Origin of the sequence: Tenacibaculum litoreum (genome assembly GCF_964513915.1) — a bacterium.
GTDB classification, from domain to species: domain Bacteria; phylum Bacteroidota; class Bacteroidia; order Flavobacteriales; family Flavobacteriaceae; genus Polaribacter; species Polaribacter litoreum.
Genome location: NZ_CAZEQS010000002.1, coordinates 949,089 through 964,671 on the forward strand (window position 1 = coordinate 949,089; position 15,583 = coordinate 964,671).

A 15,583-nucleotide genomic window follows, 5' to 3' on the forward strand; every position below is an offset into this window, starting at 1 on the left:
GTATAAAGAGTAATTTTAAAGCAGAAAATATGTTATCAAAAGTAATAGAACAGGCATTAAATGATCAAATAAGAGTAGAAGCAGAGTCATCACAAGTATATTTAGCTATGGCATGTTGGGCAGAAATTCAAGGGTTTGAAGGTGTAGCACAATTTATGTATGCACATTCAGATGAAGAGCGCATGCACATGCTAAAATTAATAAAGTTTGTAAATGAACGTGGTGGACATGCACATATTTCTGACTTAAAAGAGCCACCGGCAAAGTTTGGATCTTTTAAAGATATGTTCCAAACATTGTTTGATCATGAAGTAATGGTATCTAAATCGATAAATGATTTAGTACATATCACGCTACAAGAAAAAGACTATGCAACACATAACTTTTTACAGTGGTATGTATCTGAACAAATAGAAGAAGAAGCATTGGCACGCAACATTTTAGATAAGATCAACTTAATTGGAGATGATAAAGGAGGATTGTATTTATTTGATAACGATGTAAAGCAAATAGTAGCACAATCTGCCGCTGGAGCTCAGCAATAAGATTAACAAACATTTAGGAGTTCTTTGGAAAAATTATAACAGATTTTGTAGTTTCTTGTAAATCTCATTTATGAGATAAAAAATCGTTTTAATAATCCATAATTAATCACTAATTTTGCCAGATGCAAAAAATGAAAAATCTAGCGTATATTGCTGTAATGCTTTTAGTACTTTCTTCGTGTGGAGAATATCAAAAAGTATTGAATAAAGGAACTGTAGAAGAACAATACAAAATGGCTGTAAAAATGTACGAAGCTCAAAAGTACGGTAAAGCTTTACGTTTGTTCGAAAAAATAACACCTTCATACAGAGGTAAACCTCAAATGGAGCGTATTCAATTTATGGTTTCTCAATCTAACTTTAATGAGAAAAATTACGGGTTAGCAGGATATTACTTTAATAGATTTACAGGAAATTACCCTAAAAGTTCAAAAAGAGAAGAGGCTGCTTTTTTATCAGCTTTAAGTTATTACAAAGCAGCACCAAGCTTTAGTTTAGATCCAACAGATACAAACAAAGCATTAGAAGCCTTTCAGAAGTTTATGGATAATTATCCAGATTCAGATAAGATAGAAGAGGCTAACAAGTATCATGCCGAATTAAGAGCAAAACTAGAAAAGAAATCTTTTGAGATAGCAAAAACATATTATAAAACTGCAGACTATGATTCTAGAAATTACAAAGCAGCAATCGTTGCTTTTGATAATTTATTAGAAGATTATTTAGGAACTAAGTATAAAGAAGAAGCTTTGTACTACCGTTTAAAAGCAGCACATGATTTTGCAATTAAAAGTACGCAACGTAGAAAAGCAGAAAGAATTAAAGAAGCAGTTAAAGCGTACGATAAGTTAAAAAGAAATTTTCCTGAATCAAAATTCATGGAAGAATCAAACGAAATGTTAGCAACATTAAACAAAGAACAAGAACAATTAGCTAAAAGTTAAAAAATGGATTATAAAGAAACGAAAGCGCCGTTAAGTACCGTAACTTATAACAAAGAAGCTATCGAGGCTCCAACACATAATATTTATGAAGCTATTTCTATCATAGCAAAGAGAGCTACACAAATTAATTCTGATTTAAAAAAGGAATTAGTTGATAAGTTAGATGAGTTTGCTACTTACAATGATAGTTTAGAAGAAGTTTTTGAAAACAAAGAGCAAATCGAGGTTTCTAAATTTTATGAGCGTTTACCTAAACCACATGCTATTGCAGTAGAAGAGTGGTTAAACGGTAAGGTATATTATAGAACTCCAGAGACAAAATAATATGTCTGTACTAAGCGGTAAAAAAGTTTTACTTGGTGTTACCGCCGGTATAGCGGCATACAAAACAGCGAACTTAGTTCGCTTATTTATAAAATCGGGCGCAGAAGTCAAAGTAATTATGACTCCTGCGTCTAAAGATTTTATAACACCTCTTACACTTTCCACCTTATCAAAAAATCCAGTTCATTCTACTTTTTATGATAAAGAAGATGAAAATGAATTGTGGAATAATCATGTAGATTTAGGTTTGTGGGCAGATTTAATGCTAATAGCACCAGCTACTGCAAATACCTTGTCTAAAATGACAAATGGTACTTGCGATAATTTATTATTGGCAACCTATTTATCAGCAAAATGTCCAGTATATTTTGCACCTGCGATGGACTTAGATATGTATCAACATCCATCAACAAAAAACAGTTTAGAAAGCTTACAAAGTTTTGGGAATATCTTAATCCCTGCTACTTCAGGTGAATTAGCAAGCGGGTTGGTTGGAGAAGGTCGTATGGCTGAGCCAGAAGATATTGTTGATTTTATAAAGAAAGATATTGTATCTAAACTACCACTTCGTGGGAAAAAGATGCTAATTACTGCAGGTCCAACCTACGAAGCGATAGATCCTGTTCGTTTTATTGGAAACCATTCCTCTGGTAAAATGGGATTTGAAATTGCAAAAACAGCGGCAAATTTAGGAGCAGAAGTGTTTTTAGTAGCGGGACCTTCTCATCAACAAGTAAACCATTCATTTATTCATAGAATAGATGTGAAGTCAGCACAAGATATGTATGAAGCGTGTCATAAGTATTTTGCTGAGGTTGATATAGCTGTGTTATCGGCAGCAGTTTCAGACTATCGACCAAAAAATGTAGCTACTCAAAAAATAAAAAAGAAAGAAGCAGCGTTAAGTATTGAGTTAGAACCTACTAAAGATATCTTAAAATCTCTAGGAGAAATTAAGAGAAATCAGTTGTTAGTTGGTTTTGCATTAGAAACGAACGATGAGGTACAAAACGCAAAAAGTAAGCTTACACGCAAAAATTTAGATTTTATTGTATTAAATTCGTTACGTGATAAAGGTGCTGGTTTTGCAACCGACACCAATAAAATTACAATTATTGATGCTGATTTTAATGAAAAATCATTTGATTTAAAGTCGAAAACAGCAGTATCAAAAGATATCGTTAACGAAATAATACAAAAATTAAATGCGTAAGTTTTTCTTTATAGTTTTTCTTCTTTCAGTTACTTTTTCTTCTTATTCGCAAGAGTTGAATGCTACTGTAATTATCAATTCAGATAAAGTACAAAGTAGTAACAAGCAAGTTTATCAAACGTTACAAAAAGCATTAACAGAGTTTATTAATGATAAACAATGGACGAATAGAAACTTTAAGCAACAAGAACGAATTAACTGCGCATTCAATATCATTATAAACGAACAAAACGGAAGTAACTTTTCTGGTACTTTACAAGTACAATCAACAAGACCCGTATATAACTCAACCTATGCAACTCCTGTTTTAAATATTAATGATACAAACTTTAACTTTCGTTACAATGAGTTTGATCCGTTGATTTATAACCCAACAGTTTACGAGTCAAATTTAATCTCCACAATTGCTTTCTATGTGTATACAATATTAGGAGTTGATGCAGATACCTTTGCTTTAAAAGGAGGAGAGACTTATTTAAAACAAGCAGAAAATATTATGTTGTTAGCGCAATCTAATGGAGAATCTGGTTGGCAAAATCAAGTAGGGAAACAAAACCGTTTTGCTTTGATAGATAATTTCCTTTCTTCTAAATTTAGTACTTTACGTAGCATTTATTACAATTATCATCGTAACGGTTTTGATAACTTTGCTGATAATAAAAATTCAGCTAAAGAAGCTATTGAAAAAAGTGTTTTAGACTTAGATAAGATGCATAATATTACCATAGGTAATTATATGATTCGTGTTTTCTTAGACGCTAAAGGAGATGAAATAGTAAATGTTTTTTCTGATGGAGTTACTTCGAGAAATCAATCACAAATGATAACAGTTTTAAATAAAATAGCTCCCACTTATAAAGATAAGTGGAAAAATTTACAGTAAAATTAGACTTGTTAAAGGCCTAAATGTAACGTTTATAAGCTGTTGAAAAATCAATAGACTTCCTTTGTTTTAGCTTGACTTAATTCATTCAAAATCCTTACTTTTATTCTTTACAAAAGAATAGAATTTGCTTACACAATTATCTATACATAATTATGCGTTAATCAATAAGTTAACGATTGATTTTACGAACGGTTTATCTATCATAACAGGTGAAACAGGAGCGGGGAAATCCATTTTATTAGGAGCTTTAGGGCTAGTAATGGGTAATCGCGCTGATTTATCTTCATTAAAAGACACTGAAAAAAAATGTGTTATTGAAGCTCAATTTTCGGTAGAAGGATACGCTTTACAAGAATTGTTTGAAGAGTTAGATCTCGATTATGAACAAGAAACAATCATTCGAAGAGAAATTTTGCCTTCTGGTAAGTCAAGGGCTTTTGTTAATGATACACCAGTAACTTTATCGGTATTAAATGCTTTAAAAACAAAGCTAATTGATATTCATTCTCAGCATCAAACTTTGCAATTATCAGATGTATCTTTTCAGTTTGCTGTTATTGATGCCTTAGCAAAAAATCAAGCAAAAATAGCATCGTATAAAAGAGGTTTACGTACGTATAACAAATTACGAAAAGAGCTGAAAGTACTTCAAGAAGAAACTGAGAAATCGAAAGAACAGTATGAGTACAATTTACATTTGTTTAATGAGTTTGAAGAAGCTAACTTAAAAGATGGAGAACAAGAAGTTTTAGAAGAAAAGTTAGATAAATTAAACAATATTGAAGAAATAAAGTTGAATTTATCTGAATCTTTAGGTATTTCTATTAATGAAGAAATAGGTATTCAAACTTTGCTAAACTCTTTAGAGAGTAAACTGCAAAAAATTAGTTCTTTTTCAAAACAGTACGAAGAATTAGCCAACCGTGTAACAAGTGTGAAAATTGAGTTAGATGATGTAGTTACCGAGTTAGAAAGTGCAAATGAAGAAGTTGAATTCAATCCGAATGAAATTGAAGAGTTAAATGATAGGTTGCAACTTATTTACAATCTTCAAAAAAAGCATTCAGTATCAACTATAAATGAATTGCAAGAAATTCATGTGTCGCTAGCAGAAAAAGTAGCACAGGTTGAAGATGCTGGAGGAATAGTGGCTCAAAAAGAAGGTGAAATTAAAGATGTAGCTAAAAAGTTAGATGAAGTAGCGAAGATGATTACTACTTCGAGAAATAAAATAATTCCGAAGTTGAAAAAAGAATTAGAATATCTTTTGTCAGAATTAGGAATGCCAAATGCTCGTTTTGCTATTGAATTACTATCATCTGAAGAATATTTATCAAACGGAAAAGACAATTTACAATTTTTATTCTCAGCAAATAAAGGAGGTAATTTTGGAGAATTGAAAAAGGTAGCATCAGGTGGAGAATTATCTCGAATTATGTTATCGATTAAAAAAATATTATCAGAAAACATACAATTGCCTACCATTATTTTTGATGAGATTGATACTGGAGTTTCAGGAGAAGTATCTAATAAAATTGCAAAAATAATGCAAGATATGAGTGCTCATATGCAGGTAATAACCATAACACATTTACCTCAAATAGCTTCAAAAGGAGTACAGCACTATAAAGTGTTCAAAGGAGAGGAAAAAGGAGTAACAACCTCTAATTTAAAGTTATTGTCAGAAGACGAACGTATTAGAGAAATAGCAGAGATGTTAAGTGGAAAAGACGTTTCTGAAAGTGCTTTAACTCATGCAAAAGAATTATTAAATTAAGAGTATATTTGCTTTCAGAACAAACAACGATAGACTAAAATATTTTAAATATGTATAATTTATTAAAAGGAAAAAAAGGTATTATTTTTGGAGCATTAGATGAGAATTCTATTGCATGGAAAGTTGCTGAACGTGCTCATGAAGAAGGAGCAGAGTTTGTATTAACCAACGCACCAATCGCTATGCGTATGGGAGGTATTAAAGACTTAGCAGCCAAGACAGGATCAGAAATTATTCCTGCTGACGCAACTTCTATGGATGATTTAAACAATTTAGTTGAAAAGTCTATGGAGATTTTAGGAGGTAAAATCGATTTCGTTTTACACTCTATCGGTATGTCAGTAAATGTACGTAAAGGAAAACACTATACAGATCAGAATTACGATTTTACAACAAAAGGATGGGATGTTTCTGCAGTATCTTTTCATAAAGTAATGAACGTTTTATATAACAAACAAGCCATGAATGAGTGGGGAAGTATTGTTGCATTAACTTATATGGCAGCACAACGTGTATTTCCAGATTATAACGATATGGCTGATAATAAAGCGTATTTAGAGAGTATCGCTCGTAGTTTTGGATATTTCTTCGGAAGAGATCATAAAGTGCGTGTAAACACAATTTCTCAATCCCCAACTCCAACAACAGCAGGTCAAGGAGTAAAAGGATTTGATGGATTTATTTCTTATGCTGAAAAAATGTCGCCATTAGGAAATGCAACAGCATTAGAATGTGCTGATTATACAATTTCATTATTCTCTGATTTAACAAAGAAAGTAACCTTACAAAACTTATTCCACGATGGAGGTTTCTCTAACATGGGAGTAAGTGATGCAGTAATGGAAAGGTTTACTGAAGAGTAAGATCTTTAGTGAAATAGAATATAGATAAAATGCAAATCGTTAGATTTGCATTTTTTATTGATAGTTATAAAATGAGCAATATTTTACACATAGAAAAAGAGTTAGCACCGTTAAGACAGCAGCTAAAAGAACATGAATTATACAATTCGTTAAATGATATAAATGATGTAAAATTATTTATGGAATCGCATGTGTTTGCTGTGTGGGATTTTATGTCGTTGTTAAAAGCGTTACAACGAGAACTTACTTGTGTGAATTTACCTTGGTTACCAGCTGTGAATACCAAAACAGCTCGATTTATCAATGAAATTGTTTTAGGTGAAGAAACTGATGTTAATGAATTCGGAGAGCCTAAAAGTCACTTTGAAATGTATATTGATGCGATGCGTCAAGCTGGAGCTAATATTGCACAAATTTCAAGTTTTATTTCAGAAATTATTGATGGAAAATCTGTTGAGCAAGCAATTCAAAACTGTTCAATTATTGCAGAAGTAAAAGATTTTGTAAACTTTTCTTTTGAGGTTATAAAAACAGGAGAACCACATATTATTGCATCAAGCTTTACCTTCGGTAGAGAAGATGTAATACCAGATATGTTTTTAGAGATAGTTAAAAATACTGAAGAGAAAGAAGGAAATTCTTATAGTAAACTTACATATTACTTAAACAGGCATATAGAACTCGATGGTGATGAACATGGACCGTTGTCGTTACAAATGATAGAAGAGTTGTGTGGAGAGGATCAACAAAAATGGGATGATGTGTTGTTTTATGCTAAGCAATCTTTACAGAAAAGAATACAACTTTGGGATGGGATAGCTCAACAAATTAAACAAAGAGTTTAAATTATAATGGACTTGAAGTTTTCAATAATAGTACCTGTTTATAATCGACCACAAGAGATTGATGAGTTGTTAGAAAGCTTAACAAAACAAGATTTTCAAGACGACTTTGAGGTGCTTATTATTGAAGATGGTTCAGAAAACTCATCCGAAGAAGTAGTAAAAAAATATACTTCAAAACTTAATCTAAATTACTTTTATAAAGATAATAGTGGAGCAGGAGCAAGCCGTAATTATGGAATGGAAAGAGCATCAGGAAACTATTTTATTATTTTAGATTCTGATGTTATTGTTCCGCCACAGTATCTTTCCGAAGTAAAAAAAGCATTAGAATATAATTATACGGATGCTTTTGGAGGTCCAGATGCTGCACATCCCAGTTTTACAGCTTTACAAAAAGCAATAAATTATTCAATGACTTCAGTACTAACAACAGGAGGCATTAGAGGAAAGAAAAAGGCTGTAGGAAAGTTTCAGCCTCGAAGTTTTAACTTAGGGCTATCGCAGATAGCTTTTAGTAAGACAAAAGGTTTTGATAATCTCAAAGTAGGTGAAGATATCGATTTAACTTTCCGTTTATGGGAAAACGGTTTTGAAACACAGTTAATAAATAAAGCGTTTGTATATCATAAACGTAGAAGTACAATAAAACAGTTTTTTAAGCAAACGTTTGCTTTTGGTACTGCAAGACCTATATTGAATAAAAAATATCCAGAAACGACAAAATTAACGTATTGGTTTCCGAGTTTATTTATTATTGGGATTGATTTTGCGATCATAGCAGCATTTTTTTGGTACTGGCAGCTCTTAACTTTTTACGGAATTTACTTTACCTGTATTTTTTTAGATTCTCTACTACAAAATAAAAATCTAAAAGTAGCTTTGTTGAGTGTTGTTACAACCATCACTCAGTTTTATGGTTACGGTCTTGGTTTTCTTGAATCCAGGTTTCTAAAAAAATAAAAAGCTCCCAATTTCTTGAGAGCTTTTACTAGTTATAATTTATTTAAAATTATTTTTCAGGATTTAAAATACCTAAGATATATCCGTTAGTTAAATATTTCTTAGCTACTTTCTGAATATCTTTTTTTGTTAAAGAATTTACTCTGTCTTCAAAAGAGGCTATGTCAGAAACATCGTTGTTTTGATAATCTACATTTTTAATAGTATTTAACCAAAAACGATTCTTTTTAAGGTCTTCTTTGTAGTCAGCAATCATTCCCTTTTGAGCTTTCATTAAATCTTCTTCAGTTGGTCCGTTTTTAACAACAGAAGCAACTTCAGCAACAGAAATGTTTTTTAGTTTTTCAACATTTTCAGGAGCACAAGGGTATGAAATCGTAAAGTTATACCACCCGTAAGGCATTTTAGAAATGCTACCACGAGTTCTTGAAGAGTATACACCACCTTCTTGCTCACGTAATTTTTCTGTTAATTTAATTCCAACAACTTCACCTAAGATTTTAAAAGCCAAAGCATCTTTTTTGTTGTATTTAGCTTTTCCTTGATAGGTAATACGAACATTACTTTTAGGATCTTTACCTTTAGTAACTATTTTAGAATGAGAACCAGATAAAGGTCTGAAATCTGAAACCTTATATGTTTCATTTGAATTTTTCCCTGGTAAACCTGCAATATATTTAGTTGCGTACTCAGCAAGTTTCTTTTCGTCAACATTACCAACAAAATAGAAGTTGAAATCACCCGCGTCAGCAAAACGTTCTTGGTATTTTTTATACGCTAAGTTGTAATCAGCATTCTCATATTTTTCAGGAGAAGGGAACCCGGTATAACGAGGGTCTTTTCCGTAAACAAACTCACTCATTTCTTTTTGGAAGAAGAAATTAGGACTAGCTAATAGGTTTCCTAAGAAGCTTTTTTGCTTATTTACATAGGAGTTAAACGCTTTTTCATCTTTATTTAAAGAAGTAAAGTATAAATGCACCATTTGGAATAACTCTTCTAAGTCTTTAGGAGTTGCAGAACCTCTAAAACCTTCACTTAATCCAGAAATATAAGGAGAAACACGAACAATTTTACCTGACATCATTTTAGATAAATCTGTTTTAGAAAAACCATTAATTCCAGCTTCAGAAAGTCCTCTGTTAGCAAAAGAAGTGGCTTTTAATTCTTTATCAGAGTATAAAGAAGTTCCTCCAAAGCTAAAAGCTTCAAATAATACTTCATCATTTTTAAAATCGGTTTTCTTATAGGTAACCTTTGCTCCATTACTTAAGGTCATAGTTTTTGTTCCTAAATTTTTATTTTCAGTAACGTTTACTATAGATCCAGGTGTTGGTTGTTTTGTTATTAATGAAGCTGCAACAGCTTTGTCTTCATAAGGTTTTAACTCTTTTGTTTTAACATTGTTTAAAGCATCAATAACTTGTTGTTTAGTAACAACTTTTTTAGGTCCTGTAATAACAACTACACGATTGTCATCATGTAAATAACTTTCAATAAGCTTATTTACTTCTTCTAGTTTTACCGAAGGTAATAGCATTTGATGAGCTTTGTACTCCCATTCAATACCAGGAATTGGCTCTTGTTCTAAGTAGTTGTTTACATATTCGCCAACTATTCTTCTAGATTCTCTTTTATCTTTGTCTTTAAACGCTTTTTCCATACGAGCAGAAACATTCATTTTTGCTCGATCTAATTCACCTTGTTGGAAACCATATCTTTTAACACGCTCGCTTTCATCTAATAAAGCTTGCAAACCTTTTAATTGTCCGTCAGCACTTACACCAGCTCTTGATTGGTAAGCTTCTTTACCGCGAGCCCAAGTTCCGCCATGATAACTAAATCCGTATACAAAAGGTGGTTTTTCGCTATTACGTAACTCATCTAAACGATTGTTAATCATCTGAGCAAATAATGATTTAACAATTGAGTTTCTATAATCAGTAATAGTAACATCTGGTGTAGCCTCATCATAATCTTTGTACATTAATTGAACACTAGAAAAAGGAGCTTCTTTATCAGCTTCAATTGCGATGAAAGTTTCCTTGTGATTTTTTAAAGGAGAAACTTCTCTTTTACGAGGATTTTTAACAGCAGGTATTTTATTAAAGTGTGATTTGATTTTTTCTTCTAACACATCAACACTAACATCACCTACAGCTACTACAGCCATTAAATCTGGACGATACCAATCTTTATGAAAACGGCGAATACTTTCATGTTTAAAGTTTTCTAAATTTTCTTTAGTACCAATAGGCAATCTTTCAGCATATTTAGAACCATGCATTACTTTTGGTAAGTATTTTTCTAACATGCGGCTATCAGCTCCTCTACGAGAACGGTATTCCTCTAAAACTACACCACGTTCTTCATCAATATCTTTTCCTTCTAAAAGAGCACCGTGTGCCCAATCTTCAAGAATTTGAAAACCTTTTTCAAGTTTTTCTTTATCGTCACTTGGAATAGGTAAAATGTATACAGTTTCATCAAAACCAGTGTATGCGTTTAAGTGGGCACCAAATTTAACCCCGATAGATTGTAGATAATCTACTAGTTCGTTCTTTTTAAAGTTTTTGGTACCATTAAAGTTCATGTGTTCCATGAAGTGAGCTAATCCTAATTGATCATCATCTTCTAAAATTGAACCCGCATTTACAACTAATCTTAATTCTACTTTGTTAGCTGGTTTTGGGTTTTGTTTGATGTAGTAGGTCATCCCATTTGATAGTTTTCCTATCTTAACCGAAGGATCGGTTGGGATTTTCATAGCACTTACTTTTCCTTTTTTGGGTAGCTTTTGTTGTGTTTCTTTTAAAGCTTGACTATACCCTGTAGATATAAAGAAGGCCAGGGATAGTCCTAATAATGTTTTTTTCATAGTATATGAATTTTAATTTGTAGGCAATTTACGGTGAATTATTAATAAACTAAAAAATTAGTTATTTAAATTGTGTTAAAATAAAAAAGCTCCCAATTTCTTGAGAGCTTTAAAAAATTAAATAATTTCTTTTATATTTTCTGGCGGTCTACCCACTACAGCTTTATTTCCGTTAATAACTATAGGGCGTTCGATTAATTTTGGATTTTCAACCATTGCTTTAATGATTTCAGAATCTGATAATTCTTTTCCTTTATACTCCTCTTTCCAAATTTTTTCATTTTTACGAACTAAATCGATTGGAGAAATATTTAATAGACTAATAACTTCTTTTAACTCTTCAGTAGAAGGAATAGTTTCTAAATATTTTACAGTTTCAAACTCTTTACCAGAGTTTTCTAAAATTTCTAAACCTTGTCTTGATTTAGAACAACGTGGATTGTGATATATTTTTATCATTTTTAAGAGTTTTATTGTATTAATCTTCTTTTTGCCCCATCGCCATTAAATAGGCTTTTAAAAATGGGTTGATGTTTCCATCCATAACAGCATCTACATTTCCTGTTTCATGAGCGGTACGTACGTCTTTAACTAACTTATATGGGTGCATTACGTAATTACGAATCTGGCTTCCCCATTCATTTTTCATCTTGTTAGCTTCAATTTCATCACGAGCAGCTAAACGTTTTTGTAATTCAATTTCGTACAATTGCGATTTTAACATTTGCATTGCGGTAGCCCTATTATCGTGCTGTGAACGTGAGTTAGAACATTGAATTTGAATTCCTGTAGGTTTATGCAAGAGCTGAACCTTAGTTTCAACTTTGTTTACATTTTGTCCACCAGCACCACTAGATCGTGCTGTGGTAATTTCAATATCAGCTGGGTTTACTTCAATCTCGATGGAATCATCAGCTACAGGGTATACATATACAGAAGCAAAAGAAGTATGACGTTTGGCATTGCTATCAAAAGGAGAAATACGCACCAAACGATGCACTCCATTTTCACCTTTTAACCATCCGAAAGCATAATCACCTTCAAATTCTAAAGTAACTGTTTTTATACCAGCAACATCACCTTCTTGGTAGTTCAAGGTCTTTATTTTGTAACTTTGTTTTTCTGCCCACATAGTGTACATTCGAGTTAACATTTCTGCCCAGTCGCAACTTTCAGTTCCACCTGCACCTGCTGTAATTTGTATCGTAGCACTTAAACTATCACCTTCTTCTGAAAGCATGTTTTTAAACTCAATATCTTCTAAAAAAGTAGCTGTTTTTTCAAACTGTGCCGAAAGCTCATTTTCATCAACATCACCCTCTTTGTAAAAATCATAAAGTACGGCTAAGTCGTCGTTCATAGAAACAACGGTATTATAATCTTCTACCCATTTCTTTTTAAATCGAAGTGACTTCATAAGAGCTTCAGCCTCTTTTGGATTGTTCCAAAAGTCAGGATTTGCAGTTTTTTCTTCTTCATTTGAAATTTCAATTAACTTCTTGTCAATTTCTAAATATCCTTTTAACTTGCCAATTCGTTCAGCGATATTTTTAAGCTGTTCGTGTGTAATCATAAATGCAAAAATACATTTTATAAATCGTAGTTAGAAATGGAAATAAACTTAATAAGTGATACTGTAACAAAGCCAACTCAAGGAATGTTGGAAGCAATGATGAGCGCTAAAGTAGGAGATGATGTTTTTAAAGCAGATCCAACAGTTAATTTGTTACAAGAAAAAGTAGCCGATATGTTTGGAATGGAAGATGCATTGTTTTTTCCCTCAGGTACCATGGCAAATCAAACTGCGATAAAAATTCATACACAGCCAGGAGATAGAATGTTTTGTGATAAATGGGCACATGTATATAATTATGAAGGAGGAGGGGCTGCTTTTAATGCAGGGGTAACTTCTTGTTTAATTGATGGTAACAGAGGTATGTTTACTGCGGAACAATTAGAAAGTGTTGTAGGAGGGAGAAATGATATTCACACACCGTATAGTAGGTTAGTTTGTGTTGAAAATACAACGAATAAAGGAGGTGGAGCTTGTTGGGATTTTGAAGAACTACAAAAGATTCAAAAAGTAGCAAAAGCAAATGATTTAGCATATCATTTAGATGGAGCACGTTTATTTAATGCATTAGTGGCTAAAAATGAAACTCCTAAGCAGTATGGAGAATTATTTGATACGATTTCAATCTGTTTATCAAAAGGACTAGGTGCTCCTGTAGGTTCTGTTTTGGTTGGAAGTAAAGCTCATATGGAAAAGGCATTACGAGTACGCAAACTATTTGGAGGAGGAATGCGACAAGCAGGTTTTTTAGCCGCAGCAGGAATTTATGCTTTGGACAATCAAGTAGAACGTTTAGCTGAGGATCACAAAAGAGCAAAAGAAATAGGAACTGTTTTAGAAAAATGTTCGTATGTATCTAAAATTGAACCTATAGAAACAAATATTGTTATTTTTTATGTTGAAGATTCTATAAATCCAGATGATTTTATGAAAAAAATGGCAGATAAAGGAGTATTACTAATTTCAATGGGAGAAGGAAAAATTCGTATAGTAACACATTTAGATTATACAAGTGAGATGCATGAAAAATTATTACAAGAATTAAGAGAGTTTTTTTAAAAGAAAACTCTTACTATAGGAGAAAAAGCCGAAGCATATATGCTCTTATTTTTATCATATAGAACATCATACTGTACTCCTAAAGATACATTACCCATTCTATATGAAAATCCTAAGTTTAGTGCAGGATAATTATATTTCTCAGAGAATGAATCTGATTTTCTATGAACATACATTTGTTGTAGATCTGAAGAAAGTTCTATTTCTCTAATGGGCCTATATAAAATAAAAATGTTTGGACTGATAATATTTGATTTGAAAGAATCGTTTTTATTATAAGAGTATCCTATACCCATACCTAGAGAAAAACTATCATTAAAATCATATACAGCAGCTGGGGATATGGAAAGAGTAGTGTTGTTAGAGCCAAAACCAAAACCAATTCCGCCTCCAAAGCGAACATTATCCCAAAAAGTATCCTCCTGAGTGAAAGCTATGGCAGAATAAAGAAAAAAGCTTAAGAATAATAATCTTCTCATAAATAAATAGTTAGCTCAGCTAATATAATGAATAGTCATCATAAAATGTTAAGAGAAGTTTACAAAAAAGTTAGTGTTTTTAGTTTAGCTCTTCAAGTTTAGCTAACTCTTTGTAGTTTTTGTTGAGCTTTCTAAGTAAAATTCCATATAAAAGTTGATAAAAGCACCATATAATTATAAGCATAATTATTAATGTTATTACAGTAACAATTATTGAAATTAAAACTTGCTGAGAATTAAATTCTGGATGAGTTTTTAAAGCTGCAATGGCAACAATAATTCCAAAAATAAACACATATAGCAAGTTAAATAAAACGTAGTGTTTTACAGTTTTTCTTGTTTTAATAATTTTATTCATTAAAGTCTTAGTAGAATCGACTACCGATATACTTTTATAGTTTAAATAAAACTTAATCAAAAAATAGAATAATATTGGATAAAGAACAAATTGTGAGTAAATCATGAAGTTATAAAGTCCAAGTTGTTTGTACTCGTTATAAGCTTCTTCCATATCAAAAACAAAATATAGAGAATTCAAAAAGACGAACTCTAAAAGGCCAATAATAAAAATCCATTTTACTATTGATGATGACTTGGAATGTGCCATTCTATAAATATCAACCTTAGAAACTTTGTTAGTTTCTTCTGACTGATTACCCCAAGCCTTTTTATATTTATCTAAATCTAAATCCATTTATAACTATGGGTTTAATACTTTTTTTAATTTATCTTTAGCTCTATTCATTTTTACACGAGCATTTACCTCACTAATACCTAAAGTTTCAGAAATTTCTTTATAGGGTTTATCTTCTAGATATAAAAAAATTAGTGCTTTATCAATATCGTTTAACTTACGAATAGCATCATACAAAGCTTTTAACTGTACTTCTTCAGTATCATCATACTCTTCTGCTTTAATTTTAAAAGAATAGTCTGTAAAATCTTGTGTTTTTATACTTCTTGTTGATTTTCTGTATAAAGAAATAGCAGTATTCAACGCTACTCTATACATCCATGTGCTAAACTTTGCATCGCCTCTAAATTTACTATAGTTTTTCCACAACTGAATGGTGATTTCTTGAAACAAATCGTTGTGTGCTTCTTGGTTTGTAGTATAAATCCTACATACCTTATGCACAATGTTTTGATTGGCTTCGAAATCAGTTAAAAATTTATTTTCTAATTCTTTTTTCACTAAGTTCAGTAGAGTTGTTATGTTATAAGTAGCTCAAAAATA

General features: G+C 31.6%; 16 protein-coding genes. 10 read left to right on the forward strand and 6 right to left on the reverse strand.

Annotated elements, in window-relative coordinates; all coding sequences use genetic code 11:
• The first annotated feature begins 29 nt into the window (after positions 1-29).
• From ACKTTR_RS05820 to ACKTTR_RS05860, 9 genes are all read left to right on the forward strand, one after another.
• Positions 30-545, forward strand: coding sequence for a ferritin (locus ACKTTR_RS05820; RefSeq protein ID WP_099216412.1), 516 nt, complete (start codon positions 30-32; stop codon positions 543-545).
• A 131-nt stretch (positions 546-676) separates the two neighbouring features.
• Positions 677-1,489 carry an outer membrane protein assembly factor BamD gene (locus ACKTTR_RS05825; RefSeq protein ID WP_408026935.1) on the forward strand — a complete coding sequence of 271 codons (813 nt, stop codon included), beginning with the start codon at positions 677-679 and terminating at the stop codon, positions 1,487-1,489.
• 3 nt (positions 1,490-1,492) lie between these two features.
• A complete protein-coding gene (locus ACKTTR_RS05830) occupies positions 1,493-1,813 on the forward strand; it encodes a DNA-directed RNA polymerase subunit omega (RefSeq protein WP_408026936.1) in 321 nt (106 codons plus the stop codon).
• 1 nt (position 1,814) lies between these two features.
• Positions 1,815-3,026, forward strand: coding sequence for a bifunctional phosphopantothenoylcysteine decarboxylase/phosphopantothenate--cysteine ligase CoaBC (gene coaBC / locus ACKTTR_RS05835; protein WP_408026937.1), 1,212 nt, complete (start codon positions 1,815-1,817; stop codon positions 3,024-3,026).
• Entirely contained in the window at positions 3,019-3,909 is an 891-nt protein-coding gene (gene porD / locus ACKTTR_RS05840; protein WP_408026938.1) for a type IX secretion system protein PorD, read from the forward strand. The genes coaBC and porD overlap by 8 nt, the downstream gene beginning before the upstream one ends.
• A gap of 127 nt (positions 3,910-4,036) precedes the next feature.
• Positions 4,037-5,689 carry a DNA repair protein RecN gene (gene recN, locus ACKTTR_RS05845; RefSeq protein WP_408026939.1) on the forward strand — a complete coding sequence of 551 codons (1,653 nt, stop codon included), beginning with the start codon at positions 4,037-4,039 and terminating at the stop codon, positions 5,687-5,689.
• A gap of 50 nt (positions 5,690-5,739) precedes the next feature.
• Positions 5,740-6,552 carry an enoyl-ACP reductase FabI gene (locus ACKTTR_RS05850; RefSeq protein ID WP_408026940.1) on the forward strand — a complete coding sequence of 271 codons (813 nt, stop codon included), beginning with the start codon at positions 5,740-5,742 and terminating at the stop codon, positions 6,550-6,552.
• A gap of 71 nt (positions 6,553-6,623) precedes the next feature.
• A complete protein-coding gene (locus ACKTTR_RS05855) occupies positions 6,624-7,397 on the forward strand; it encodes a DUF3050 domain-containing protein (protein WP_408026941.1) in 774 nt (257 codons plus the stop codon).
• Positions 7,398-7,403: 6 nt separating this feature from the next.
• Positions 7,404-8,357 (forward strand): glycosyltransferase, encoded by a 954-nt coding sequence (locus tag ACKTTR_RS05860; protein WP_408026942.1) that lies wholly within the window; start codon positions 7,404-7,406, stop codon positions 8,355-8,357.
• A gap of 49 nt (positions 8,358-8,406) precedes the next feature.
• On the opposite strand, the gene ACKTTR_RS05865 is transcribed toward ACKTTR_RS05860, so the two are convergent.
• The 3 genes from ACKTTR_RS05865 to prfB form a co-directional block, all read right to left on the reverse strand.
• Positions 8,407-11,235, reverse strand: a complete 2,829-nt coding sequence (locus ACKTTR_RS05865) for a M16 family metallopeptidase (protein ID WP_408026943.1) — start codon at positions 11,233-11,235, stop codon at positions 8,407-8,409.
• A gap of 117 nt (positions 11,236-11,352) precedes the next feature.
• Complete coding sequence (gene arsC, locus ACKTTR_RS05870) at positions 11,353-11,694, reverse strand: arsenate reductase (glutaredoxin) (protein ID WP_408026944.1); 342 nt, start codon at positions 11,692-11,694, stop codon at positions 11,353-11,355.
• A 19-nt stretch (positions 11,695-11,713) separates the two neighbouring features.
• Positions 11,714-12,808: a peptide chain release factor 2 gene (prfB, locus tag ACKTTR_RS05875; protein ID WP_408026945.1), complete on the reverse strand. Its 1,095-nt coding sequence runs from the start codon at positions 12,806-12,808 to the stop codon at positions 11,714-11,716.
• Between the two features lie 36 nt (positions 12,809-12,844).
• Here prfB and ACKTTR_RS05880 point away from each other — a divergent pair, with 36 nt between their 5' ends.
• The gene (locus ACKTTR_RS05880) at positions 12,845-13,867 is read left to right on the forward strand and encodes a threonine aldolase family protein (protein ID WP_408026946.1); all 1,023 of its coding nucleotides are present in this window, start codon (positions 12,845-12,847) and stop codon (positions 13,865-13,867) included.
• Here ACKTTR_RS05880 and ACKTTR_RS05885 read toward each other — a convergent pair.
• From ACKTTR_RS05885 to ACKTTR_RS05895, 3 genes are all read right to left on the reverse strand, one after another.
• The gene (locus tag ACKTTR_RS05885; protein WP_408026947.1) at positions 13,864-14,346 is read right to left on the reverse strand and encodes a hypothetical protein; all 483 of its coding nucleotides are present in this window, start codon (positions 14,344-14,346) and stop codon (positions 13,864-13,866) included. The two genes, ACKTTR_RS05880 and ACKTTR_RS05885, sit on opposite strands and share 4 nt — an antisense overlap.
• A gap of 79 nt (positions 14,347-14,425) precedes the next feature.
• The gene (locus ACKTTR_RS05890) at positions 14,426-15,040 is read right to left on the reverse strand and encodes a hypothetical protein (protein WP_408026948.1); all 615 of its coding nucleotides are present in this window, start codon (positions 15,038-15,040) and stop codon (positions 14,426-14,428) included.
• 6 nt (positions 15,041-15,046) lie between these two features.
• A complete protein-coding gene (locus ACKTTR_RS05895) occupies positions 15,047-15,541 on the reverse strand; it encodes an RNA polymerase sigma factor (RefSeq protein ID WP_408026949.1) in 495 nt (164 codons plus the stop codon).
• Between the last annotated feature and the right edge of the window lie 42 nt (positions 15,542-15,583).

Bases quoted from the DNA above. Each gene is read 5' to 3' on its own strand.
- ACKTTR_RS05820 (WP_099216412.1), top strand. From the start codon at position 30: ATGTTATCAAAAGTAATAGAACAGGCATTAAATGATCAAATAAGAGTA.
- ACKTTR_RS05825 (WP_408026935.1), top strand. From the start codon at position 677: ATGAAAAATCTAGCGTATATTGCTGTAATGCTTTTAGTACTTTCTTCG.
- ACKTTR_RS05830 (WP_408026936.1), top strand. From the start codon at position 1,493: ATGGATTATAAAGAAACGAAAGCGCCGTTAAGTACCGTAACTTATAAC.
- coaBC (WP_408026937.1), top strand. From the start codon at position 1,815: ATGTCTGTACTAAGCGGTAAAAAAGTTTTACTTGGTGTTACCGCCGGT.
- porD (WP_408026938.1), top strand. From the start codon at position 3,019: ATGCGTAAGTTTTTCTTTATAGTTTTTCTTCTTTCAGTTACTTTTTCT.
- ACKTTR_RS05850 (WP_408026940.1), top strand. From the start codon at position 5,740: ATGTATAATTTATTAAAAGGAAAAAAAGGTATTATTTTTGGAGCATTA.
- ACKTTR_RS05855 (WP_408026941.1), top strand. From the start codon at position 6,624: ATGAGCAATATTTTACACATAGAAAAAGAGTTAGCACCGTTAAGACAG.
- ACKTTR_RS05860 (WP_408026942.1), top strand. From the start codon at position 7,404: ATGGACTTGAAGTTTTCAATAATAGTACCTGTTTATAATCGACCACAA.
- ACKTTR_RS05865 (WP_408026943.1), bottom strand. From the start codon at position 11,235: ATGAAAAAAACATTATTAGGACTATCCCTGGCCTTCTTTATATCTACA.
- arsC (WP_408026944.1), bottom strand. From the start codon at position 11,694: ATGATAAAAATATATCACAATCCACGTTGTTCTAAATCAAGACAAGGT.
- prfB (WP_408026945.1), bottom strand. From the start codon at position 12,808: ATGATTACACACGAACAGCTTAAAAATATCGCTGAACGAATTGGCAAG.
- ACKTTR_RS05880 (WP_408026946.1), top strand. From the start codon at position 12,845: ATGGAAATAAACTTAATAAGTGATACTGTAACAAAGCCAACTCAAGGA.
- ACKTTR_RS05885 (WP_408026947.1), bottom strand. From the start codon at position 14,346: ATGAGAAGATTATTATTCTTAAGCTTTTTTCTTTATTCTGCCATAGCT.
- ACKTTR_RS05890 (WP_408026948.1), bottom strand. From the start codon at position 15,040: ATGGATTTAGATTTAGATAAATATAAAAAGGCTTGGGGTAATCAGTCA.